We start from the raw sequence: 21,582 nt of genomic DNA on the forward strand, positions 1-21,582 counted from the left end.
AGTAATAGGCACATTTATTAGAAAAATCCACAAGATTTGATACCATATATATTAGAAACTGTCTCAATATTAAAGATGAGGATTATATGTCAAATGATACACCTATGGGAGAGCTCTCCCTCAGAACCCTGGCCATGCCAGCAGATACAAACCCAAATGGAGATATTTTCGGTGGTTGGTTAATGTCGCAAATGGATATCGCTGGAAGTATTTACGCAATGAGACATTGTGGAGGGAGAGTCGTTACAGTTGCTGTTGACTCTATGGTTTTTCATTCCCCTGTCCATGTTGGTGACATTGTTTGCTGTTATTCAGAATTAATTAAGAAGGGGAATACCTCCCTAAGAATTAAGATCGAAGTTTTTGTAGTAAAGCGTTACAAGAATGAAAGAGTAAAAGTGACTGAGGGTCAATTTACTTATGTGAGAATCGACAAGTCAGGTAAGCCTACACCTGTGGACGGAGCAGCAGAGAAATGATTTCAGCTAAGAATATAACAAAGAAATATGGCAAGCATGTAGCACTTAATAATGTAAGTCTTGAAGTCTCTAAAGGAGAAGTCTTTGCGCTGCTTGGGCCTAACGGAGCAGGTAAGACAACTTTTGTGAAGTCGCTTTTGGGACTCGTTTCACTCTCAGGTGGTGAGCTCTCTTTATTTGATAAATCGGTTAGTGATTCTTCAAGTCGTGTTGGTGTCTCTTACCTTCCAGAGAAGTTTTCTTTTCACAATTACTATAGTGTTTATGATTGTGTGAAGTTCTTTGGTCAAATGCATGGATTAAAGGGAGATGATCTTCACCAGAAAGTCCAAAGCGCTATTAGTAGAGTGGGGATTAGTGATATTTCAGATAGTAAGTTAAATAAAATATCCAAAGGGCAGCTTCAAAGAACTGGAATAGCAACGCTCTTAGTGTCGGATAGTAAGTTAATTATTTTGGATGAACCTTTTTCAGGTTTAGACCCACTTGGAATAAAAGACCTTAAAGATATTATTGCGAGTTTAGCCAAAGAAGAAGATAAAGCTATTTTCATAAACTCTCATATCCTTTCTGAAATGGAGAAGATATGTGACTCAATGGCAGTGTTGAATAAGGGAGAAATTCTAGTTCAAGGTAAGATTGAAGAGATTCTTGCTGGAGAAGAATTAGAAGAATACTTTTATAAGTTAATTAAGGATGTAAAATGAATTTCCAGATAATAAGAACGCTGACGGAAAATACAATAAATAAGGAGTTCAGAAGTAAGGCCATTACTTTTATCTTCATCTTTACATTTATTGTGATTACTTTAATCAAAATTCTCTTAGACTTTATTAATACAAATTTTAATATAAGTGGTGGATCTATCGGTGGAGAGGGTTTCTTCATCATTTTTCTTGGGCTCTCAAGTATCTCCTCAATAACGTCTATTCTCTTAGGACTTAATTGTGTGAGCTCTGATTTTGCGTCATCATCTATTTCTCAAATCTTGTCCTTTCCAATTAGAAGGGTGGAGTATCTAATATCTAGAATTCTTGGAGCTTGGATTATTTCCTTAGTTCTCTTCATCATATCTATTATTTACTCTATTGTTCTCTTCTCTCTTTACACACCTGGTACGCTTGAGTTTGGAGGATTATTTGTCGCAATAATTTCTATGAGTGCAAATATGCTTACACTGGCCACACTAGCGGCATTATCCTCTTTATATATGCCAAAAATGTACGCATTTATTTTTCTCTTTATATTTAGAGTATTCTTATCCTCCGTAAATACGAGCTTTATGAGTTCTGGTGGACAAGAGCTATTTGCTAATCTCTCTATTTTTAAAGTGATTAGACTCATCTTCTATTTCTTCTTTCCTAGAGTTCAAATTATGGACTCGTATGCGAAATCGTTCTTGGGTGGAAGTGATATAGGAGTTAACTTTTTTACCTTCTACGCCCACTACGGTGTAACTTATATTCTTCTCTTTGCGCTTTTGGCGTTTATATTTTCAAGGAGAGATATATAGATTATCTGGTAAGGATAAACTCTAATTGATTGTCGCCCTTAGAGGTCGTAAGAGCAGTGAAGGTAATCGTCTTGATATGCTTTTTAACTAAGGGCCATTTCTCATTATCTCCGGCCTTTAGTTTTTTGACATCTAATTTAATAAAAGTCCCGTCTGAAAGCTCTATATAAACTTCCTTCACTTCTATATTTGCTGTCTTCTTTATGCGTACTTGATTAATGGATTTTGCCCTAATTGAAAAACTCTTAGTAATTGGAATATTGGCCTGTTCAAGCTTTGCTTGAATGTGGAAATTTTCTTTTATGGCCGCCTGGGCGCTAGTGATTAGCACGAAGAGCGAGAGAAAGAAGAAAGGTAAAAAACTTTTTGGCACTATTAACTCAATTTAAAATAAGGTTCAGTAAATAAAAGCAAATAGTATGCCATTTTAAAGAATGTGAATTTAGCTAGTAGACGCGTTGCGCGTTGGTGCATGTTGAGACTGTGGACTTTTTGGCCCTATTCTTCTGTGATAATATTCCACTCTCTTTCTTGGATTTTAGAAGGGGAGATTGAGAATTCCACTCTTGCGACCTCTCTCTTATCAGAGCTCATGACTCTCGCTCTCCATAGACCATCTGAGTAGTTCTTCTTATAAGTAAAAGCTCTGTATCCCCAGAGATTTCCCCCTTTAATAGAGAGGGGTATTTTATCACTAATCTTCCAAGTCTTATCCCACTTCTCCCACTGAATATATAAATTCTCTTTAAATCCTTTAGGAGCAAAGATTCTAGCAAAGACGAAAACCTTATCGCCTTCTTTGTATTTAAATGAGTGTCCCTCGAGCCCAAAGTAGTCGAGAAAAGACTTCTCCTTATAGAGTTTATAAACACCTTCGCTCTTTTCTATATTGTGGTAGACACCTATCTTCTTCACACTAAGAGGAACAGGCGGGATCAAATTTGTTATATATCCCATTAAAAGAATAAAACTCATGGCCACGGCAATGATCTTTGACTCTAGAACGGCTTGGTGTTTTAGCCTTGTGAGAATGATAGGTAGAGTAATGGCCGAGAGAACGAGAGTAATCAAAAAAATGGTGACACCCATGAGCCCAACTATCACTGGAATATAAATAATAAAGAAAGCGCTCAGGCAAAATTGTAAGAGAATAAGTTTTATTACTGGCCCTGTTGATTGCAACTTAGGGGATTCGTTGGCCATGAGTAGGGCAAGAATAAGAAGGATGAAAAGACCAGATACGGATAGCGAGCTACTTTTAAAAAAGAATATTGCGAAACCACTAAGTAAACTACCCGCAAAGAAGTGGAAGATATCCTTTTGGTAGAGAGCGAATTTATTGAGCCATTGGTAGTCATACTTTCTTTCTAGGTGAAGAAAACTGGTGATTAGGAGAATGATGTAGATCGTATGACCAAAGAAATTGGCCAACTCATCGACTTGTCCTAGGGTGAAAATATCAAAGAGAAAACCGCCCGAGAAGAAAATAGCTACGAGGAGGTTGGGGTATTTTTGATGGATTTCTTTGCTCTTAGTGATAAAATTCATAAATCTTATTGTATTATAATAATTTAGGTAAAATGAATATTTCTAGGTAAAGAAATATACTATAATAGCAATATGTTAAAATTACTACTTATTGAGTCAGACGAAAGGGTATTATCCCTGCTAGGAAATGCGTTAAGCACTGACTTTGATGCCAAAATTTTAAGTACATTTATGGCCTTTGATGCGAAGGAGCTAATTGCTCACGAAAGGCCAGACCTTATTATTGTACGCAATCAATATAAAGTTGATGATGAGAAAGTCGAAATGGCAAATATCATCATGAATCATCTCTATGATATTCACTCTAAAATCCCTGTCGTTGTTCTTGGGGATTTTGAATTTCCTTCTGGAAATTTCGAAGTTCTGCCAGATCGCTTTAGAATAGAAGAGCTAAAAAGACTTATCATTAAGTTACTAAAAATAACTCCTGAGCAGCTTCGTCAGCTGAAGCTTCCTGATTATGTTCCATTGGCCATTCAAAACTTCTATTTGATGGAGTCAACTTCTTGTGACATTTACATAAAGCTAGAGACTAAGACTCAAGAGAAATTTATTAAGAGAATTAATAAAGGCGATACAATCGATAAGGCTGCTGTACAAAAGTATGAAGATAATAATGTTCAAAACTTCTACATTAAGAAAGATGATCACAATCAACTCTTAAACCAACTCTTACAGCAATCACTTGAGAAAATTGTAAAGAGTGCTAAGAGTGGCAAAGGTGTTCATGAGATTAATTCCGATACTTACAGCATTAGTCAGAATTTAATAGATGCTGTGGGTGTAACTGAGCACACGGTACGCCTTTCAAATTTGGCGATTGCTGTTATGGCCAAATCTATAGAGGGACATAGTGAAGTCTCTTCTTTAATTAAAGATATATTAGAAAATAAAGGAAGCTATGCTTATAAGAGAAATTATCTTATCTGCGCCGTCTGTAGGGAGATTGCCCCTTTAATGGAGTGGGGAGTTGGGGATCAGCTCAACCTGCAACTAGAAAAACTAACCTTTGTTAGCTTCTTCCATGATATCTACTTAAAGAGTGAATCCCACCTCAAAGTTTTCTCCAATGATGAAGTTAAGAATCTTGATCTCGAGGCTGGGGACCTTGTTCTCAACCACGCCAATATGGCCTCAAATCTAGTCCAGTCCTTTCCTAAGACACCTGTTGGAGCAGATATTCTCATTAAGCAACATCATGGAACGACTACAGGAGTAGGATTCGTTGAGAATTACTCTGCTAGTATTTCACCAATGGCAATAGCTTTTATCGTCGTTGAAAAGTATGTTTCTTATATTTTAAACTACAGCTCTAATGACCTAGAGGATCTGATTAATAGAAAAGCAATCTTTCACTCTCTCTATGAAGAGTTTAAGCTTCCAAGCTATAAGAAGATTGTCGATATCTTAAATAAGCTCTCTATCACTTAGTCAAATTTATAGGTAATACCAGAAATCGCAGTTAGATACCAATCTCTAGCGACAGTAGGAGAATCTTTAATTTTACTACCTAAGAATGTTGCCTTAACAGAGTTAAACCAACTTACATTCTTTGATATAAGCCAAATTGGACTAATGGCCACACTATTTGTTCCACTCGACTTTGGTGCGTAGTAGGGTCTATCACTTGTGACTTCATTGGCGCGAACCCCGTAGTAGTAATTGGTAAATTCTTTGTCATAAAAAGTATGAGAGAATGTATAATTTAAAATTACTTTACCAAGGAAGAGACGACCATTGTAGGAGATATCCATTATCTCGCCGTGAGATCTTCCTTGAACATCTCTAGAGTAAGAGAGTTTAAACATCAGTATATTTGCCCCAACTTCTGCAAACCATGAGTCTTTTCTCCACTCCATTCCTGGTCCGTAGTACCTTTCTCCATCTCTTCCAATACCTATATAGGGAGAGATGAATGTCGTTCCTGGTAACTTCACTTTTACATTTGGTCCAGAAATACTAACTGGTCCAATTGAGAGCTGGGCCATTGGGATTGGTGTAACAATCGAATTCTTATCTGCTTTATCGTACTGATTATCATCCCTGATATTTTGCTTGTAAATAACGCCTCCACCTAGGGAGAAGGAGTAGCCCTTGCCTTCGTTTGAGTATATTGTGTTAGAGGTAAGGAGTAGGATGAGGATTGTTAAAATTTTCATTTTATTATTATCTGATTATTTTAATTGAACTGCAAGGGGCATGGTTTCCCTTTTGAATAATTCTTATGTAGTATAAGGAAAAATTACTTAAGGAGATGAACTTGTATACTGATACATTAATGCTTGGCCATAGAGGAGCGAAGGGTGAAAGGCCTGAAAATACAATAGACGGTATAACTTACGCTCTTAATTTAGGTCTTAAGGCCATTGAAATAGACATTCATCTAAGTGCTGATAATAGATTAGTTGTTATTCACGATGATACTGTCGATAGAACAACTAACGCAAGTGGAGCCGTCGCTAAGATGGATAGTGAGCAACTTCGCGCTTTAGATGCTGGAAACGGTGAGAAAATTCCTTTTTTAGAGGAAGTAGTCGATTTATTAGATCAGTATTCTTTCACTCTCTTTATCGAAGTGAAGTCAAGTGGATGTGAGAAGTTACTTGTTAAGCTTATTCAAGAGAGAGAGATTCATCATAAAGTGATTGTAAAATCTTTTAACCATAGAATCGTTAAGAAAGTTAAAGAGATTGATGCTAAAATAAGGACGGCGTGTCTTGTCTATGGCCTGCCTGTAAATGCTGTGAATATGATTGAGAATGCACGAGCTGATGGTATTTCTATTTCTGTGGCAACTGTTGATCAAGCATTGGTTGAGCTTTGCCACCACCATAATTATAAAGTAACAGTTTGGAACGTGAATAAGAAAGAGGACCTAAGTGCCTACACTCAAATGGGCGTTGACTACATTGGAACAGACTTTCCTTCTAAAGTTACTCTATAGAGGGATCTAGCTGAAAGATCCCTATTTCATCGTTATCAACTAAGAGGTTTAGTTCTTCATCTCGATTGTCTAAGTAGAGCAATAGGTCAGTGACCCTTTCAACGATACACAAATATAAATCAATAAATAAACTCATATTCATCTCCTTCCTTTAGTTATACCTAAGTATTTTTTGGAATGAATTAGAGCTTTATTTGAATTTAATTATTTAGTGCTCCTTTAACGGGAGAGTGATGCTAAAGGTCGTAAATTCTGTATCAGAAAGAAGCTTCAATTCACCACCAAGAGTCGAGAGGTTATTCTTACTAATACTTAAACCTAGTCCGGTTCTATTATCTTTATCAGAGTAGAAGGGGTTGAATATTTTCTCTCTCTTATCTTCATCAATGAGCTTTCCGCTATTGCTTATTTTGATTTCAAGCAATTCATCTACAGTATTAATAAAGATCTTTATCCACTTTGTTTCTTCAATTAATACCGCATCATAGGCATTGTTGATTATATTTAAGAGAACGTGGCCAAGCTGGATGGGGATTCTATACTTATCTAAATTCTTAACATTATTAATTAGCTGAAACTGGATATTTGAATACTTCATTTTTGTTTCACATAGAGTTAATACATTTTCAAAAATATATTCAAAATTTTCTTTGTTACTTTTCTCTTGGTTCACTTGATTCTTAGAGAGGTTTTTCATGGATTTAACAATCTTATTAATTCTTTCGGCCATGGCCGAGATCTTCTCAATAGAGTCAAGAACCTCTTTATTTTCTGAGTTCAAAGCTTTTATCTTCTTTGATTTTACTTTTATAACAGCTAGAGGATTATTAATTTCATGGGCAATACCGGCCGCAAGCTCTCCAAGTTCTGTATTTCTAGCTGAGCTTAAAATACTTAATCTCTGTTCTTCTAGTTTTACTCTCATTTTCTTTCGCTGATCTTCGTGAAATAAGCAGAAGACAGTACATATAAAAGTCACAGATATATACACGAGTACTCTTGAGTAATCCTGTAGAGGAGTCGCTGGAAGATTTAAGTCATGAACTAAAGAGAACTGAGATGTGAATACGATAAATATAACGGAGCATATTCCTATGATAATGGTCTTACTTCTTGGTAGGAGAAAAGAGGAGATGATGGGAACAACTGGATACCAGGCCATGGTTGGAGAGGTTAGTCCCCCTGTCATACTTGCTCTAGCGTAAATGAAGATAAAAGCAAAAAGTAGAGTATAGAAAAGTGATGTTTCGTAGAATCTAGTTTTTTTTACATAAATTAATTGGCAAATTAAAACTATAGTTGTGCAAATAATGATATAATTTGATTTGTCGAAATGTGTAGAAAATATCAACTCAGATAGAAACCTTAAGAGAAGAACAACAGAAGCCGTACTAAGCCCTAAGATTGTTGCTCTACGCTTCCAAGCATATTCTCGAATACTGTCTATTGATTTTTCTTGCATAGATTATTATCGGAATTTATTTAGAATTTATTAAAAAAATATAATTGAGTATTATGAGAGGTTAAAATGTCAGAGATTAAAAAGGTATGTATTATTGATGGAACTAGAATTCCATTTTGTAGATCAGGATCTAAGTATATGGGGATGTCTAATAAAGAACTGATGAGCACTGCGCTTAAAGGACTTGTTAGTAAACTTAACTTAGAGGGAAAGGCCGTTGGTGAGCTTTCTCTCGGAGCTGTTTCTAAGCATGCTGCTGACTTCTCTCTAGCAAGAGAGTGCGCAATTGAGAGTGGTCTCTCTTTTGCGACTCCAACTTTTGATGTTCAAATGGCATGTGGTACATCGCTTGAAGCGGCTATTCTTGTAGGGAATAAGATTGCATTAGGTCATATAGACTGTGCAATTGCCGGAGGTGTAGATACTAATAGTGATGTTCCAATTGAGTTTTCAAAAAAGTTTTCAGACAGACTATTGAGATTGAATGGAGCAAAGACCCTAGGTCAGAAGCTATCTGTTTTAAAGGGATTTTCTCCTAAAGAGTTACTACCAAAGCTTCCAGCGGTGAAAGAGGCGAGAACAGGTAAGTCTATGGGGGAGAGTTGTGAGGATATGGCGAAAACTTGGAATATCTCTCGCTTTGAGCAAGACCAACTAGCGCTTGAGTCACACCAAAAAGCTGAAGCAGCTTATCAGCAAGGTTTCTTTGATGATCTTATTACATCGTGTGCAGGGGTGAAGAAAGATAATATTGTGAGAGGAGATACGTCTCTCGATAAGTTGAATAAACTTAGAACAGCTTTTGATAAGAGTAGTAAAGGCACACTTACAGCTGGAAATAGTTCTCCACTTTCTGATGGAGCCTCTTGTGTTTTTCTTTGTAGTGAAGAATATGCAATGAAAAATAAATTAGATGTTATGGCCTACCTTACATATTCGCAGTCTGCAGCTGTTGATTATATTAATGAGGAAGGACTTTTGATGGCGCCGGCCTATGCCGTTCCAAAGATGTTGGAAAGAGCAGATTTAACATTACAAGATTTTGATTTCTATGAGATTCACGAAGCATTTTCAGCGCAAGTTCTATGTACTTTAAAAGCGTGGGAAGACGAGAATTTTTGTAAAGAAAAGCTCGGTCTAGAAAAAGCTCTTGGTAGTATTGATAGAAGTAAGCTTAATGTTAAAGGTGGAAGCGTTGCCCTCGGTCATCCATTCGCTGCGACAGGAACAAGAATAGTTACTTCGCTGGCCAAGATGTTAAATGAAAAAGGTAGTGGTAGAGGATTAATCTCTATTTGTACTGCTGGTGGAATGGGTGTTACAGCTATATTAGAAAAATAGTATGCTAGATAAGAACGATGAACATTATCGAGTTATTCATGCAGAGGAGTTTTCAGCTTCTCTGCAAGAATTTCAATTTCCTGAGCTAGAACTTCTCCCTAAATCAACCTCTGTTATTGAAGCTATTTCTATCGTAAGAAAATCTAGAGTAAGTGTAATTGCTGTAGGAGAAAAAGATGTTGAGGGAATTGTTACAGAGGATGATTTCTTAAAGCTCCCTTACAGTGACCCATCTAGTATTGAAGGGATTCAACTTGAAAGTATAATGAAAAAATCTCCCTCTATTCTCGAAGATAGTGCAACTATCTTAGATGCAATCATCCATATGGGCGAAAAAGATTTAAAGCATCTTCTGATTAGAAGTGGGGGAAAAATAAAAGTCGTTCTATTAAAGGATCTTTTGAGTTTCACAAAATCTAGATTCAAAAATGATTTAGAGAACTTTGATGAGAAAGTGAAGTGGTCTAAAGATGGAGTCTATCTTCAGATGAGAACTCACTTTGATGAATTGAGCAATGATGAACCTGAGCTAACAGCTCATGTGTTTGAGACACCACTTCGAAAAGTAATGTTTAATGAATCCATCTATTGCGATGTTTCTGATAATTTAAGTGATGCACTCACACTGATGAGAAATGGAGCGACATCTACCTTAGTCGTAATGGAATATGAAACCGAGTTAAAGGGAGTTATAACGGCAAGGGACTTTCTTAATAAGGCATATTTGGATTTAGACTTTCAAAGTGTAAAAGTTAGTGAAATTATGACTCCAGCACCCCATAAATTACTTGAGCAAGACGTTTTGGCCGTGGCAATAAAGAACATGGCTAAATTTAACTACAGAAATGTGATAATATGTAATCAGGTAGGTTATCCAATTTCTACAGTGTCTATACTTGAGATCTTGAGATTTATTTGCTCTAAAATTAGTTAGTCCTTATAACGAATGGGCCATATGAATATCGATCAAGTTTTTTTTCATTTAACATATGCCTTTCTACTTGTCAGTGCTCTTGCTAAGCTTCCTCCTTTTGCCAGATTCATGCAGGTTTTAGTCGTTCTCTCGCTGGGATCATTTCTAACTATGACTGATAAATCTGAAATTGTTTGGCAAGTTTGGTCCAGTTCAATTGTCTTATTTCATCTCTTCTTTTGGAAAAACTACAAAAGTAATAAAAGTAAGTACGAAGACTTAGAAATAGAGATTTGGAACGAATTCTTTGTAGATACTGATGATGAAGACTTTCAGCTATTGCTCGATTGCTCTGAGTGGAAGAAATTTAGCTTCAGTGCAACTATAACTCTAGATAAGGATTACTTTATTCTCACAACTGGCGAAGATGAGCACACTTGGCTTAGTGCCAGTGTAGGGACAACTCACTCAGTTCAAAGAGATGATTTAAAATTATTTGTAGACAGAGAAGAGCTCAGAGAAGCAAATGCACTACTAGAGACAGCAATCTTACATATCCTTACAATGCCTTCTCAGAAATTGGCTTCATAAATCCAATCAATTGCTAGATCATCAATAATTATACGTGTTAAGATGTATGAATGGAGCAAGACCATCTTTTTGAAAATTTAAGCTTCTCCTTCTTCGATGCTGATGACTACAAAGAGAGCGCGAGGGAAGTGTTGCGCACAGTGTTTGGACATCACGACTTTAGAGACCAACAAGAGAAAATTGTTACTGAGGTTCTAGAGGGAAGAGATGCCCTGGTACTCATGCCTACTGGCGGTGGGAAATCTCTGTGCTATCAAATTCCTGCAATCGTAAGAAAGGGAGTGGGGATTGTCATATCACCTCTTATCTCTCTAATGGAAGATCAAGTTTCTACTTTAAATGAAATGGGTGTTGAGGCCTATTACTTAAATAGCTCCTTATCTAGAGAGGAGTCCAATGAGATTGAAGCTAAGCTCAGGCAAGGACAGGTTGAACTTCTCTATCTTGCTCCAGAGAGATTACTACAGCCCTATACTCTAAATATGCTCTCATCAATTGATGTTTCAGTCATTGCCATTGATGAGGCCCACTGTGTATCTCGCTGGGGTCCTGACTTTAGGCCAGAGTATATGAACCTAAATATATTAAGCAATAAATTTCCAAATGTTCCGAGAATTGCTCTGACTGCAACTGCGGATATGGAGTCGCGAAAGATTATTGCTAATGAACTCTCTTTAAAGAATGCAAGAGTCTTCTTGAGCAGTTTTGATCGTCCAAATATATCTTATGAAATAGAGCTTAAAAATGAAGACCCTGAAACACAATTATTAAACTTCTTGGAAAGATTCGATATTGATGACTCGGGAATTATTTATTGTCTTTCTCGAAAGAAAGTTGAGCAAACTGCGGCCTTCTTAGTTGAGAATGGCTTTATTGCTTATCCTTATCACGCAGGAATGTCTTCTACAAAGAGAAAGAAAGTTCAGCAACACTTCCTTCAGGGAGAGGGTGTGATTGTTGTTGCAACAATTGCATTTGGTATGGGCATCGATAAGCCAGATGTCCGATTTGTTGGTCATATGGATATGCCAAAAAGTATAGAGTCTTACTATCAGGAGACGGGGCGTGCAGCTAGAGATGGCCTTGCTGCTCAGGCATGGATGCTATATTCCAGAAGAGATAGTGCGGTACTTAAGCATTTAATTCGAAAAGGAACAAGAGACAGAACGCAAAGAAAGGTTGAAGAACATCATATTGAACTTATGCTCGGACTTTGTGAAACAACAAGGTGTAGGAGAGAAGTTATTCTGAGTTTTCTAGATGAAGATTCTCCTGAGTACTGTGGAAATTGTGACGTTTGCCAAGGCTCTTTGGAGGGGCGTGAATTACAAGATGTCACAGATGAAATACTGCTCTATTTGACGGCCATTTATAAGTTAAATCAGAAAATGAGTTATGAGACAGTTATTTCTTTTTTAACAGGAGACGAATCCTTTCGTTTTCATGAATATACCAGCTTGCCTCTTTACGCTCAGGGGCAGGGGATAGATAGTTCAAAGTGGAGAGAGATTCACAGAGTTGCTCTTACCTGTGGACTCATTCAAGTTAAATTTGCTGAGGGAGCCCGAATTGCTCTAACAGAAAAGAGTCTTAAGGTCTTAGATGGTAAAGACAGAATCTATATGCGCTTAGATACTTCTAGGAAAATGCCAACGCTTACTAAGAAAAGAGCACCAAAGAAGAAAAAGCAAGTAAGAAAGAGAAGCCCCAAGGTTGTAAGCTATCCAAGGGAAGAGAATTATCAATTAGATGGTGAACAGAGATCTCTCTTTAATAAACTTCGAGCACTAAGAAGTTCAATTGCTAGTAAGAGAAAGATTCCTGCTTATAAAGTCTTTCACGATACGACGCTAATTGAAATTGTAAAATATCGCCCACAAACACAAGCAGAGTTTTCAAAAATTCACGGCGTAGGAAAAGCAAAATTAAAAAAATATAGTAAGAAATTTATGGACCTAATTTAAGTAACGTGACAAAGAAAAGCCTCAAAATCATCCTATTCATTTTTGTAGTTATTATAAATTGTTCTTGTTCAGTTTTTAATGCTGGGACTGTTCATTTAAAGTATTCAGATATTGATGCTGGTCTTGAGGGCAATAAATATGAGCTAAAGAAGAAGTTGGGGAATATCTCTGCATCGGTTAGGCAATTGGAACATCCAAGCTTTTATAGGAGGTGGGACTATCTTGTTAAACTCTCTCCAAGTATTCACTTTGACCGATTCAACTTCCAGGCCGGGGCGGCGACTATTTCACCTAATACAGTTCGTCCTGCCACTGAGCTTAAGTATAGAAGACTTTCTGCACTAGGAAATGTCAAAGTCGAGTTCTTTACTCCTATAGGACAATTTGTCTTCACTGCTGGCTTTGGTGGCGGAATCTATAGTATGGAGGATAATCACGACCTGAAAACAATTAGAACACGAGAGGTTCGTAAGTTTGATTTGGCCTATAATGCCTTTCTAACTGAAAGAGTATTTCTAATGATGGGCCCAAGGTATTATAAGACTGCCTTTGAACAATATACTTTTATCTTTCGAATAGGATATTACTGGGGTGATGTTAACTAAGAAGTCTTTCAACGAGGCGTGGAACTTCTTTGGTGGCCTCGCCTGTGATTTGAATATCAAAGAGTCTAGCCTGCTTGGTTGGTTGTAGGTTTTGCTCGATTGTCATTGCGCCCAACTCTTTTACATAATTAATAAATGAGGCCGCAGGATAAACTTCACCCGATGTCCCAATTGAGAGAAAGAGGTCACATTTGCTGAGTTCAAGTTCTATCTCATCAAGCATGAGAGGAGTTTCCCCAAACCAAACTATATGTGGTCGTAAATTACCGGCCTCTCTACAGCAGGAACAAATACTGCTCTCATTAATATTCGTCTTAATAGTAAAAACTTTTTGCGATTTCTGACAGCGAGCCTTTAAAAGCTCTCCATGCATGTGGATTATATTGTGTGATCCAGAGCGCTCGTGGAGGTCATCAACGTTTTGAGTAATGATAGTGACATTGCCCTTAAACTTACTCTCTAATTGGGCAAGGGCGTGATGAGCAGCATTGGGAGATACTTCTGAGGATTGAAGTTGAGCTTTTCTAGCATTATAGAAATCGTAGACTAGTTTTGGATTATTTCTAAAACCTTGGATTGAAGCTACTTCCATAATATCGTGGTTTTCCCATAGGCCATTGCAGTCTCTAAAGGTTTTAATCCCTGACTCTGCTGAAATTCCGGCCCCTGTTAGGATAACAATATTTTTGAAATTATTAGGAATAATCATTGTATAATAATAACAAAGATACTGTTACTTATCGAGAGCTAATGGAAGAGATTGAAAAGAATCTAGAAGTGGAGAAAATGAAGAAGCTTATTAAGTATAGGCATTCGACTCAATTTAGGTTTATTTCATTTATCTTCTCTCTGTTACTGTCTATCCATATACAAATATTCTTAAAGAAACACTCACTTGTAGACTTCTCCACATTAGTTCATTGGAGTAGTGCGCTCTTGTGTGCATTTTTCATTTACTTAGTGACTTTCAAAGTGAGAATGAAGCTCAATATCCGCGGGCTCATTATGCTCTGTCTCACGATTGTCTTGCTCTCTATTTCACTTATCGCAATGTTTGAAAGCCTGATAGATTTATAGAAGCAACACTGCTAGGAGTAAGTGTACCTAGCTTTGAATTTCTAAGTGCTTTATTTGTAGTACAAGAAGTAAGTGTTAGAAGTAAAATGAGTCCTATTGCTTTCATGGCGTCCTCCTGGGCATCTTGCCCTCTTTTCCCAATTTAATTGCTAATAATATGCCAATTGTCCCTCAGAAATATCAACGATTTAGATGAAGCAATATGTCACTAGGGCATAACGCACCATTTGAAAATCATTTTGAAAAACTCATTGACGATAGCTTATAAGTGATTAGAATCATAAACCTTAGAAATACAGACCTATTGGAATAGAAGACTTTTGTTTATGCAGAATAAGAAGGGTAGCCCTAGGGCCACAGCAATCAATAAGAAATTAGTCAGAAATAGAGCGCAAGATGAATCTCAGCTCGACTTGCTGTCGTATATTTCTAATCAGAATATTGCAGTGTCGAGACCTTCAAATATTACATGTATTAGTAGTGCGAAGAGACCAAAGGCCATTACTAGAAATCGTAAATTCTCACTTCCAATTAATGTGGATAGGAATAAAGTCTTTAAGAACTTCATCTGTGGAGAGTCAAACTCAAGGGCCTATAAAGTCATGGAGTCTACTCTTAATTCTAAGAATATTGATTACCAAATCATCTATATATGTTCTTTGAGTGGATTGGGAAAGAGTCACTTACTCTACGCAACCGCCAACGCTCTCTTTGAAAAAACAGCTAAAAAGATTTGTTACTTTCACGGAAAAGAATTTATTTATAATTTCGATGCTCAAGTCGAGAATTTAGATTCTATTGCTGCAGTATTTGTCGATGACTTAGATGAAATTACTTATGATATTGATTTACAAGACCGCTTTTCACGTAATTTTGATTTGCTTAAAAGAAGTGGAGTTCAAATTTTCTTAGCGGGCTCAATTCTTCCAAAGCATATGAAGATGGCCAATGCTAAGTATGCCAATAGAGTAGGTGGTGCTCTCGTTGAGAAGATTAATAAAATTGATAGAGATTTGGCGTCTAAGATTTTAGATAATCTCTCAACAATTCATAATTACCAACTGAGTCCAGATGTGAGTGACTTGCTCGTAGATTGCTTTCACTATCATGTCTATGGGCTTGAGAGTGCTCTTTTAAAGCTCAAGAGTTATAGTGAAACTTTTAGTAGTAACGTCGATATCAAAATTGCACTAAAAGAGCTCAAGATTCTTGGACCTGTCTTAGATAAGAATATAAATTCAAAGAAGATTATCTGCAGAGTATGTGAATTCTACAAAGTAGATGTCGAGGATTTATTTTCTAAGAATAGAAAGAAAGAAGTTTCTTTTGCTAGACATGTTTGTATGTACATTTTAAAAGATAGAAATGGTCTATCTCTTTCTCGAATCGCAAGACTCTTCAATAGAGATCATACATCTGTTCTTTATGGTGTGAATAAGGTTATGGCCGAGATTCAAAATAATAAGAAATTTAGAAAAGATATTCACGAGTTGGTTTAATAGAAAGGCCTCAATCCGTGAGGCCATTATGTATTTAATCTTAAATTTTTGATTTTTCAGATAAGAAGTTAAGTGGTTGCTTAACGTCTACTACACCGCCACCCTTAGGCTTAGGGAATTGAATAAGTTTAAGAACACCTGTCATACAATTAGTTCCTTTATTAGAAAATTGTGAACCCTTTGTTTTAATTCTTACTCTTTGAGCTTTACCTGCTGAGTTGATTCTAAAGTGTAGATCCATTACACCTTTAGCGTGCTCGTTTCTATACTCAAGCTCTTGCTGGTAACAGTGCTTAAATTGTGGCAAGTACTCTCTTAGAATCTTTCTAAGTAATTCTGGGTCCATTGAACCAAGAACAACTGCTTTTTGATCTGTATAAGTCGTATCAATTCCAGATTTACTTGCAAGACCTTTAGATCCTGATGATGTGTCAAAACTTCCTCTGAAATCCTGACCAAGACCACTTGTGGCATTGTTATTTGCTGCCTTTATATCAGATGTTGTTGCACTCTTAGCAGAACTTCCTATCGCATTAGCATTTGAGTTTGAGTTCTTAACCACTTTTGCAGATTTTGAACCGGTACTTCCAAAGAATGAGGCCATTGATTTATTCATTTTGAATTTAAAGGACTTCATCTGTCTCTTACTTTTTACATTCTGAGACTTTGCCGCAGCTTTTGCCTGTTTTTGTGCTGGCTTAGGAGTTTGCTTTGGAACAGGTTTCTTTTGGGTATCCTGTTTCTTTGCAAATTGAGGTTTCTTATCATTTTGTTTCTCTTTCTTAACTCCTGTATCAACTTCAGTCTTGCTCACTTCACTTGAAGTTTTAGAGTTATTCTTTTCAGGAGCTTTTACTGCTGGTCTATAGATGACTGCTACTTTTTTCTCCTCCTCTTGTGTCGGAATATCTATAAAGAGAAGTAGAAGCATCAAACTCATAACAACAGAGAAGACCTTTGCTGTCTGTTTTTGAAAATCTCTGTCTCTTCCAAAGAATGGAGTACTTCTTAAGTGAGGAGGAGCATCAGCGATCTTAATAAGGACTTGTGTTGTCCCCTTTGTATAAGAGATTATTTCGTCATTCTTTAGGCTATAATTATTTGAAACTTCTTCATTTGTAAGAAGTGAAGTGCAATTATGTCCATCAATTTCTTTTATTTTAATATTGCTGTCACTTATGCTTAGAAATGGAATATTCTCTTCGCTATCAAAACTTGGTAGCTGAAAAGTATCTTTCTTTCTGTCGTGTGCAGAGACTCTGATGTCTCCATTCTTAAGTGGGAAGTAATCAATTGAAAGAGCAACTCCCATAGATAGAACAGTTATTTGAACTGCCTTAGCATCGTTCTTTCTTGCTATAGGAAGAAACTCTTTAGTTTCATTTACCTCTACATAATTCTTTGGATCAATATTTTCTACTAGATTTAATTCGTTTGCGTGAGAGTAATTCTCTTCGTCGAATTTGATGTCACAATATTCTCCATCAATAATTACAAGGCCAGGAACTGGAGGTAAAACCGGGGTAGGATGTCTATCCTCCAGCTCCTGGATTGTATGAATATCCATATCCTCATCTTCAATGACAGTATCATTCCTTTGAAGTTCATCAATTACTTCATCTAGATTAAAAATCTCATTTGCGAATTGAATATTATCTCCAGGATATAAGATTCCTGAGTCTACTCTTTCTGAGTTGATATATGTTCCGTTATTACTTTCAAGATCGATAATTTTAGCACCACCATCTTGGTTAATTATAAGAATGGCATGATAGGCCGAAATACTACTATCTTTAATTTGAATATCACATTTCTCACTTGAGCCAACTAAGAGCTTTTTCTTGGTCAATGTGAACTCAAGATTATGTCCCGTTAACTTTAGTCGGCTGTAGTCTTTAGTTTTTGACAGCAACACGATTTACCCCTTTTTTATTATTTGCATCCTTGCTGTCTTTTTCTTCCTTAATTCTTTCTAATTCAATATCAATTTTCTTATTTAATTCTCTTGAAGCTGTAGCGATTTCATCAATAATTGTCGCTCTTTGTTTTCCGATAATTTCTTTTGCTTCTGCGTAGTTTCCAAGCTCATAATAAAGGAGGGCGACATATAATGAGATATCTTCTCTAGTTAATTGCTTAGAATTAAATTTTCCCGCCCAGTAATTTGCTCTTTTATAGTCTTTACTAGCAATTTCGATGGTCATCATGGAAAGTATTAGGTCAACATCACCTTGATTCTTTCTTACTAGAGGAGTGATAAGAGACCTTGCTTTTTCTAAGTGATTAAACTTGATATAAAGCTGCGCCAAGTTATACTTTGGTACATTAGATGTAGGAGCTAATTTAATAGACTTTTCTAAAAGTGGAAAAGCATCATCAAAGTTTCTGGCCTTCATTGCTACTAGAGCTTTATTATTCAAAATAGCGGCTTGAGTGTATTTAGACCCAGAAAGGGCGTAATCATAGTAGAAGTTGGCCTTTAAGTGACTTCCATATAATTGATAGCAAATACCAATATAGAGCCAGTACTTTTCGTTAGTCTTATACTCACCAAGCTTATCTTGAAATGATTTAAGAGACGTCGAAAAGCTCCCACGATAGCAATTTGAGAGTTCTTTTTTTAAGAAGTCATTCTCATTTACCTGGGTAAGCCTTGTATGTCCAAATCTCATGAATGATTCATTTGAGAATGCATCATCGTTATTATCTAACTTACTCACAATCTTATGAGATCCACAACTTGCTAATAGTAGTAGAGATATTACTGTAAGTATCTTCATTACTTCATACCTTGGTTATCTAATGAAATAACTAATTGGGATGCTGGATATCTCATTAATACTTCAGTTCTTATATTTCTTTCATTTAAGAAATTATAATTGTCATAAGAGAGAATATTATTCGCTTTAATTGTATTCTTAGTCTGCTCTTTATAAGAGTCGACCTCTTTTTTGATCTTATGGTAGAGAGGGGCCATTCCTCCAATAAACATTTTTATTTCTTCAGAGTTAAATCCCTTTGGTCTATAGGCCTTAATGCTTACTAGGAATTCTTCATACTTCTTAGAGATAAAATAGCTAACTTTAGGAGTCATGATTTGATGTTTGAAGTCTTGAATCTTAGAGCCTTGTTGAACTATTCTTTTTATTAGTGCGAAATTTGACTCAATCTCTTTGTTAAATATATCCCCATTAAATTCAATATTACTGAATTTAAATTCTACTTTCTCGTACTGTAGAATATATGAGTTGTATGACATGATTTGATAAACTTTATTTGATTGATTACTTTTTAAAATATTAATCATCTCATTAGCATTCTTGTATTCGTTCTTTGCGCTATATTGCCAGTATCTATTTTCGGCAAGAGTGTTGATAAGATCTTTCTTGATGAAGTTAGGATAGAGTGCTGTATAAAATTTTAACTTCTTTAAATCGCCCTCTGTGGCGAAGTCTCTAGCGTATCTCTCAATATCAGTCTTTATAATATCGAGATTAATTGAGCACTTTGTAGATAGTTTATTAAGTATTTTAACTGCTTTATAATTATTCTCAATAATTGAATAATTTAAGGCCTTCTTAAAAATACTATTCTTTGATTTAAACTCTTTAGAACAATACTTATTTAAAGATGTATAACTTAGAGATAGTGCTTTTTTAAATTCCTGTGCTTGAGCATACTCAGTTATAACTCTGTCAATTGTTGTGATCTCTTTGAAGATCTCTTGTTGAGTGTCAATTGATAAACTATACTTTAGCCACTTCCAAGATGTTGCAATATCATTTTGTTTTAAGGCAAGTAGTGAAAGTCTAAAAGACGTCTGTATTTTAATCTTAAGAGGGTACTTTTCATTTTCAAGTATTGTTAAGTAACTTTGCTTAGCTTTTGCATAATCACCTGATGCAATTGTTTTATCAATTTCATTAAAGAGGAGACCAGCTAAAATTACGACTGCTTTTTTAATATAGACTTTCTCAAAAGATAGAAAACCTTTATTGAATTCTCCTATCCAGTGAGAGATTTCTTGAACATCTTTCATTTTTACATAATGATCAAAGACCTTAGCAAACATTCCTTTCTGTGATTTTATATCCTGTGGGAAGTGGAAGTTGTAGGCCTTTACAACATTAATTGCTTGCTTTAACTTCTTCTTTTTAAAGTAGATTGTGAAGAGCTTGGGATAGATTAGCTGACTTTTCTTATCTTTAGGCCATAGACTTACATGGTTACTGTAAACATAAGTTTTATACTTATAGTTAGATTGACCAGTCTCTTCTAACTTCGTTAATGTGGCCAAGAGAGAGTTTATGACTTTCTTTGAGAAAGCGTCATCCCATTTTTCTTTCTTTTCCTTTTTCACTAATTCTAAGACTGTAGAGTACTTCTTATAGGCCCTTTCAAATAGTCTCACTGAGTATAGTGTCTCGGCCTGGAAGAAGAGGTATTCATTCTTCTTGGTAGAATCTATATTGATCAGAATTTCAAAGTAGGTGAGGATATTATTTAATTTCCTCTCATTAAGTGCACCAGCTGTGAATTGTTCTCTTTTTGAGAGTCTAATTTGTAAATAACCTACGTATGATTTAATTGATGAAATTGAAACTTCTAGTTCTTCATCTTTTAAATGTTTAAGATCATATATTTTTGAAAGCTCTTTTGCTGAGCTTAAATGCATTTCTTCTTGCTTAAATGTTCTATAGAACTCTAGGTTATAATTATAATAAATAATTTGTTCGCTAAATTGCTTTCTTTCTTTTGCTTGGGCGAGTCCTTTTACTAGAATATCATTTACTTCTTCAAACTTCTTTGTCGTCTGAGCTCTAGTGGCCATTTTTGTAATATATTCTGCTGGTTCTTCAACATTTTCTAGGTAGAACTTTACCCCTTCATTTATTTTATCATTCTGAATATAGAATATACTAATGGCGTCTAAGACCTGAGATTCAACAGTTACGTAACGTGGACTCTTACTTATTTGATAGGCCTTAAGAATATGCTCAAGACCTAGGGCCAATCTCTTAACTTTCAATAAACACCAAGCAAGATTATAGTGATGCTTTGCATACCACTCGTCACCTTCATTCTTAATTACATCAATATAGTACTTGATGGCCCTGCTATACTTTTTGTCGTTATAATATAGTTCTGCTAGGGCCGTTTTAATACTGTGTACAATAGGGGATGCGTGAGGAGCTACTCTAAGGGATTTCTTTAAGTAGTACTCTGTTTTTTTACCCTTGTTGAAATCTCTCTCATTGAGAGCAAGTGTATAATAGATTGCTCCATTACTTCTATAGTTAGGCCATCTCTTTGTAATATAGAGACCAAGTTTCTCTACCTTCTTATTTAATAATGCTGATTGCTTGAAGAAATGTCTTTTCTTAAGCTTTGGGTTTCTATTCTTTAAAAACCTATTATTCTCTTCTTCTTTTATTATTTTTAAATTCTCAGAGTATAGCTCAAGTAGTCTATATTCTAGATTTGGTCCTCTTTTTCTTATCTTCTTAATTGTTTTGATTTCACCATGAATCATCTTCACCAGGCGATTTCTCTTGTTCTTTTCAAAAGAGAGAGCTTTCTTCTCAGCACTATAAGTGTTTAAAGATATTAAAGTTATGAATATGAAGTAACTAATAAATTTCATTA

Annotated in this window: 21 protein-coding genes; 11 read left to right on the forward strand and 10 right to left on the reverse strand. The window is 35.8% G+C overall.

The window, feature by feature from the left end:
- Positions 1-86: 86 nt before the first annotated feature.
- The 3 genes from BMS_RS06490 to BMS_RS06500 are packed head-to-tail and all read left to right on the forward strand — an operon-like array spanning position 87 to position 1,992.
- Positions 87-479 carry an acyl-CoA thioesterase gene (locus BMS_RS06490; protein ID WP_014244008.1) on the forward strand — a complete coding sequence of 131 codons (393 nt, stop codon included), beginning with the start codon at positions 87-89 and terminating at the stop codon, positions 477-479.
- The gene (locus BMS_RS06495; protein ID WP_014244009.1) at positions 476-1,186 is read left to right on the forward strand and encodes an ABC transporter ATP-binding protein; all 711 of its coding nucleotides are present in this window, start codon (positions 476-478) and stop codon (positions 1,184-1,186) included. The genes BMS_RS06490 and BMS_RS06495 overlap by 4 nt, the downstream gene beginning before the upstream one ends.
- The gene (locus BMS_RS06500; RefSeq protein WP_014244010.1) at positions 1,183-1,992 is read left to right on the forward strand and encodes a hypothetical protein; all 810 of its coding nucleotides are present in this window, start codon (positions 1,183-1,185) and stop codon (positions 1,990-1,992) included. The genes BMS_RS06495 and BMS_RS06500 overlap by 4 nt, the downstream gene beginning before the upstream one ends.
- 1 nt (position 1,993) lies before the next feature.
- On the opposite strand, the gene BMS_RS06505 is transcribed toward BMS_RS06500, so the two are convergent.
- Both BMS_RS06505 and BMS_RS06510 read right to left on the reverse strand, forming a co-directional pair.
- Positions 1,994-2,365 (reverse strand): hypothetical protein, encoded by a 372-nt coding sequence (locus BMS_RS06505; protein WP_044557362.1) that lies wholly within the window; start codon positions 2,363-2,365, stop codon positions 1,994-1,996.
- A gap of 125 nt (positions 2,366-2,490) precedes the next feature.
- Complete coding sequence (locus BMS_RS06510) at positions 2,491-3,540, reverse strand: DUF2914 domain-containing protein (protein WP_014244012.1); 1,050 nt, start codon at positions 3,538-3,540, stop codon at positions 2,491-2,493.
- Positions 3,541-3,612: 72 nt separating this feature from the next.
- On the opposite strand from BMS_RS06510, the gene BMS_RS06515 reads away from it, so the two are divergent.
- A complete protein-coding gene (locus tag BMS_RS06515) occupies positions 3,613-4,971 on the forward strand; it encodes a response regulator (protein WP_014244013.1) in 1,359 nt (452 codons plus the stop codon).
- Here BMS_RS06515 and BMS_RS06520 read toward each other — a convergent pair.
- On the reverse strand, positions 4,968-5,699 hold the full coding sequence (locus BMS_RS06520) for a MipA/OmpV family protein (RefSeq protein WP_014244014.1): 732 nt from the start codon (positions 5,697-5,699) through the stop codon (positions 4,968-4,970). The genes BMS_RS06515 and BMS_RS06520 overlap by 4 nt on opposite strands.
- A gap of 101 nt (positions 5,700-5,800) precedes the next feature.
- On the opposite strand from BMS_RS06520, the gene BMS_RS06525 reads away from it, so the two are divergent.
- Entirely contained in the window at positions 5,801-6,484 is a 684-nt protein-coding gene (locus tag BMS_RS06525; RefSeq protein WP_052590602.1) for a glycerophosphodiester phosphodiesterase, read from the forward strand.
- Here BMS_RS06525 and BMS_RS17600 read toward each other — a convergent pair.
- Together BMS_RS17600 and BMS_RS06530 are read right to left on the reverse strand one after the other, a co-directional pair.
- The gene (locus tag BMS_RS17600) at positions 6,474-6,620 is read right to left on the reverse strand and encodes a hypothetical protein (protein WP_157868252.1); all 147 of its coding nucleotides are present in this window, start codon (positions 6,618-6,620) and stop codon (positions 6,474-6,476) included. The two genes, BMS_RS06525 and BMS_RS17600, sit on opposite strands and share 11 nt — an antisense overlap.
- A gap of 72 nt (positions 6,621-6,692) precedes the next feature.
- Positions 6,693-7,946: a sensor histidine kinase gene (locus tag BMS_RS06530; protein WP_014244016.1), complete on the reverse strand. Its 1,254-nt coding sequence runs from the start codon at positions 7,944-7,946 to the stop codon at positions 6,693-6,695.
- A gap of 66 nt (positions 7,947-8,012) precedes the next feature.
- Here BMS_RS06530 and BMS_RS06535 point away from each other — a divergent pair, with 66 nt between their 5' ends.
- Genes BMS_RS06535 through BMS_RS06555 form a run of 5 tightly spaced genes read left to right on the forward strand, consistent with a single transcriptional unit; the run spans position 8,013 to position 13,360 of the window.
- Entirely contained in the window at positions 8,013-9,287 is a 1,275-nt protein-coding gene (locus BMS_RS06535) for an acetyl-CoA C-acetyltransferase (RefSeq protein WP_014244017.1), read from the forward strand.
- 1 nt (position 9,288) lies between these two features.
- The gene (locus BMS_RS06540) at positions 9,289-10,221 is read left to right on the forward strand and encodes a CBS domain-containing protein (protein WP_014244018.1); all 933 of its coding nucleotides are present in this window, start codon (positions 9,289-9,291) and stop codon (positions 10,219-10,221) included.
- Positions 10,222-10,242: 21 nt separating this feature from the next.
- Positions 10,243-10,791, forward strand: coding sequence for a hypothetical protein (locus BMS_RS06545; protein ID WP_014244019.1), 549 nt, complete (start codon positions 10,243-10,245; stop codon positions 10,789-10,791).
- A 50-nt stretch (positions 10,792-10,841) separates the two neighbouring features.
- Complete coding sequence (gene recQ / locus BMS_RS06550) at positions 10,842-12,755, forward strand: DNA helicase RecQ (RefSeq protein ID WP_014244020.1); 1,914 nt, start codon at positions 10,842-10,844, stop codon at positions 12,753-12,755.
- A 5-nt stretch (positions 12,756-12,760) separates the two neighbouring features.
- Positions 12,761-13,360 carry a hypothetical protein gene (locus BMS_RS06555; RefSeq protein WP_014244021.1) on the forward strand — a complete coding sequence of 200 codons (600 nt, stop codon included), beginning with the start codon at positions 12,761-12,763 and terminating at the stop codon, positions 13,358-13,360.
- Here the strand turns inward: BMS_RS06555 and BMS_RS06560 are convergent.
- Entirely contained in the window at positions 13,353-14,069 is a 717-nt protein-coding gene (locus BMS_RS06560) for an NAD-dependent deacylase (RefSeq protein WP_014244022.1), read from the reverse strand. The two genes, BMS_RS06555 and BMS_RS06560, sit on opposite strands and share 8 nt — an antisense overlap.
- Before the next feature lie 333 nt (positions 14,070-14,402).
- Positions 14,403-14,543, reverse strand: coding sequence for a hypothetical protein (locus BMS_RS17605; RefSeq protein ID WP_014244024.1), 141 nt, complete (start codon positions 14,541-14,543; stop codon positions 14,403-14,405).
- 220 nt (positions 14,544-14,763) lie between these two features.
- On the opposite strand from BMS_RS17605, the gene BMS_RS06570 reads away from it, so the two are divergent.
- Entirely contained in the window at positions 14,764-15,936 is a 1,173-nt protein-coding gene (locus BMS_RS06570; RefSeq protein ID WP_044557363.1) for a DnaA/Hda family protein, read from the forward strand.
- Positions 15,937-15,976: 40 nt separating this feature from the next.
- Here the strand turns inward: BMS_RS06570 and BMS_RS06575 are convergent, their stop codons facing one another.
- The 3 genes from BMS_RS06575 to BMS_RS06585 are packed head-to-tail and all read right to left on the reverse strand — an operon-like array spanning position 15,977 to position 21,580.
- Positions 15,977-17,851: an FHA domain-containing protein gene (locus BMS_RS06575; protein ID WP_014244026.1), complete on the reverse strand. Its 1,875-nt coding sequence runs from the start codon at positions 17,849-17,851 to the stop codon at positions 15,977-15,979.
- A complete protein-coding gene (locus tag BMS_RS06580; protein ID WP_014244027.1) occupies positions 17,832-18,716 on the reverse strand; it encodes a tetratricopeptide repeat protein in 885 nt (294 codons plus the stop codon). Before BMS_RS06580 ends, BMS_RS06575 begins: the two co-directional genes overlap by 20 nt.
- Positions 18,716-21,580, reverse strand: a complete 2,865-nt coding sequence (locus BMS_RS06585) for a tetratricopeptide repeat protein (RefSeq protein WP_044557364.1) — start codon at positions 21,578-21,580, stop codon at positions 18,716-18,718. Before BMS_RS06585 ends, BMS_RS06580 begins: the two co-directional genes overlap by 1 nt.
- Positions 21,581-21,582 lie beyond the last annotated feature (2 nt).

This window comes from Halobacteriovorax marinus SJ, from assembly GCF_000210915.2.
Classification (GTDB): Bacteria; Bdellovibrionota; Bacteriovoracia; order Bacteriovoracales; family Bacteriovoracaceae; genus Halobacteriovorax; species Halobacteriovorax marinus.

Excerpts from the sequence above, each read along its gene's own strand:
- BMS_RS06490 (WP_014244008.1), top strand. The coding sequence starts at position 87 with ATGTCAAATGATACACCTATGGGAGAGCTCTCCCTCAGAACCCTGGCC.
- BMS_RS06495 (WP_014244009.1), top strand. The coding sequence starts at position 476 with ATGATTTCAGCTAAGAATATAACAAAGAAATATGGCAAGCATGTAGCA.
- BMS_RS06500 (WP_014244010.1), top strand. The coding sequence starts at position 1,183 with ATGAATTTCCAGATAATAAGAACGCTGACGGAAAATACAATAAATAAG.
- BMS_RS06510 (WP_014244012.1), bottom strand. The coding sequence starts at position 3,540 with ATGAATTTTATCACTAAGAGCAAAGAAATCCATCAAAAATACCCCAAC.
- BMS_RS06515 (WP_014244013.1), top strand. The coding sequence starts at position 3,613 with ATGTTAAAATTACTACTTATTGAGTCAGACGAAAGGGTATTATCCCTG.
- BMS_RS06520 (WP_014244014.1), bottom strand. The coding sequence starts at position 5,699 with ATGAAAATTTTAACAATCCTCATCCTACTCCTTACCTCTAACACAATA.
- BMS_RS17600 (WP_157868252.1), bottom strand. The coding sequence starts at position 6,620 with ATGAGTTTATTTATTGATTTATATTTGTGTATCGTTGAAAGGGTCACT.
- BMS_RS06530 (WP_014244016.1), bottom strand. The coding sequence starts at position 7,946 with ATGCAAGAAAAATCAATAGACAGTATTCGAGAATATGCTTGGAAGCGT.
- BMS_RS06535 (WP_014244017.1), top strand. The coding sequence starts at position 8,013 with ATGTCAGAGATTAAAAAGGTATGTATTATTGATGGAACTAGAATTCCA.
- BMS_RS06540 (WP_014244018.1), top strand. The coding sequence starts at position 9,289 with ATGCTAGATAAGAACGATGAACATTATCGAGTTATTCATGCAGAGGAG.
- BMS_RS06545 (WP_014244019.1), top strand. The coding sequence starts at position 10,243 with ATGAATATCGATCAAGTTTTTTTTCATTTAACATATGCCTTTCTACTT.
- recQ (WP_014244020.1), top strand. The coding sequence starts at position 10,842 with ATGGAGCAAGACCATCTTTTTGAAAATTTAAGCTTCTCCTTCTTCGAT.
- BMS_RS06560 (WP_014244022.1), bottom strand. The coding sequence starts at position 14,069 with ATGATTATTCCTAATAATTTCAAAAATATTGTTATCCTAACAGGGGCC.
- BMS_RS17605 (WP_014244024.1), bottom strand. The coding sequence starts at position 14,543 with ATGAAAGCAATAGGACTCATTTTACTTCTAACACTTACTTCTTGTACT.
- BMS_RS06570 (WP_044557363.1), top strand. The coding sequence starts at position 14,764 with ATGCAGAATAAGAAGGGTAGCCCTAGGGCCACAGCAATCAATAAGAAA.
- BMS_RS06580 (WP_014244027.1), bottom strand. The coding sequence starts at position 18,716 with ATGAAGATACTTACAGTAATATCTCTACTACTATTAGCAAGTTGTGGA.
- BMS_RS06585 (WP_044557364.1), bottom strand. The coding sequence starts at position 21,580 with ATGAAATTTATTAGTTACTTCATATTCATAACTTTAATATCTTTAAAC.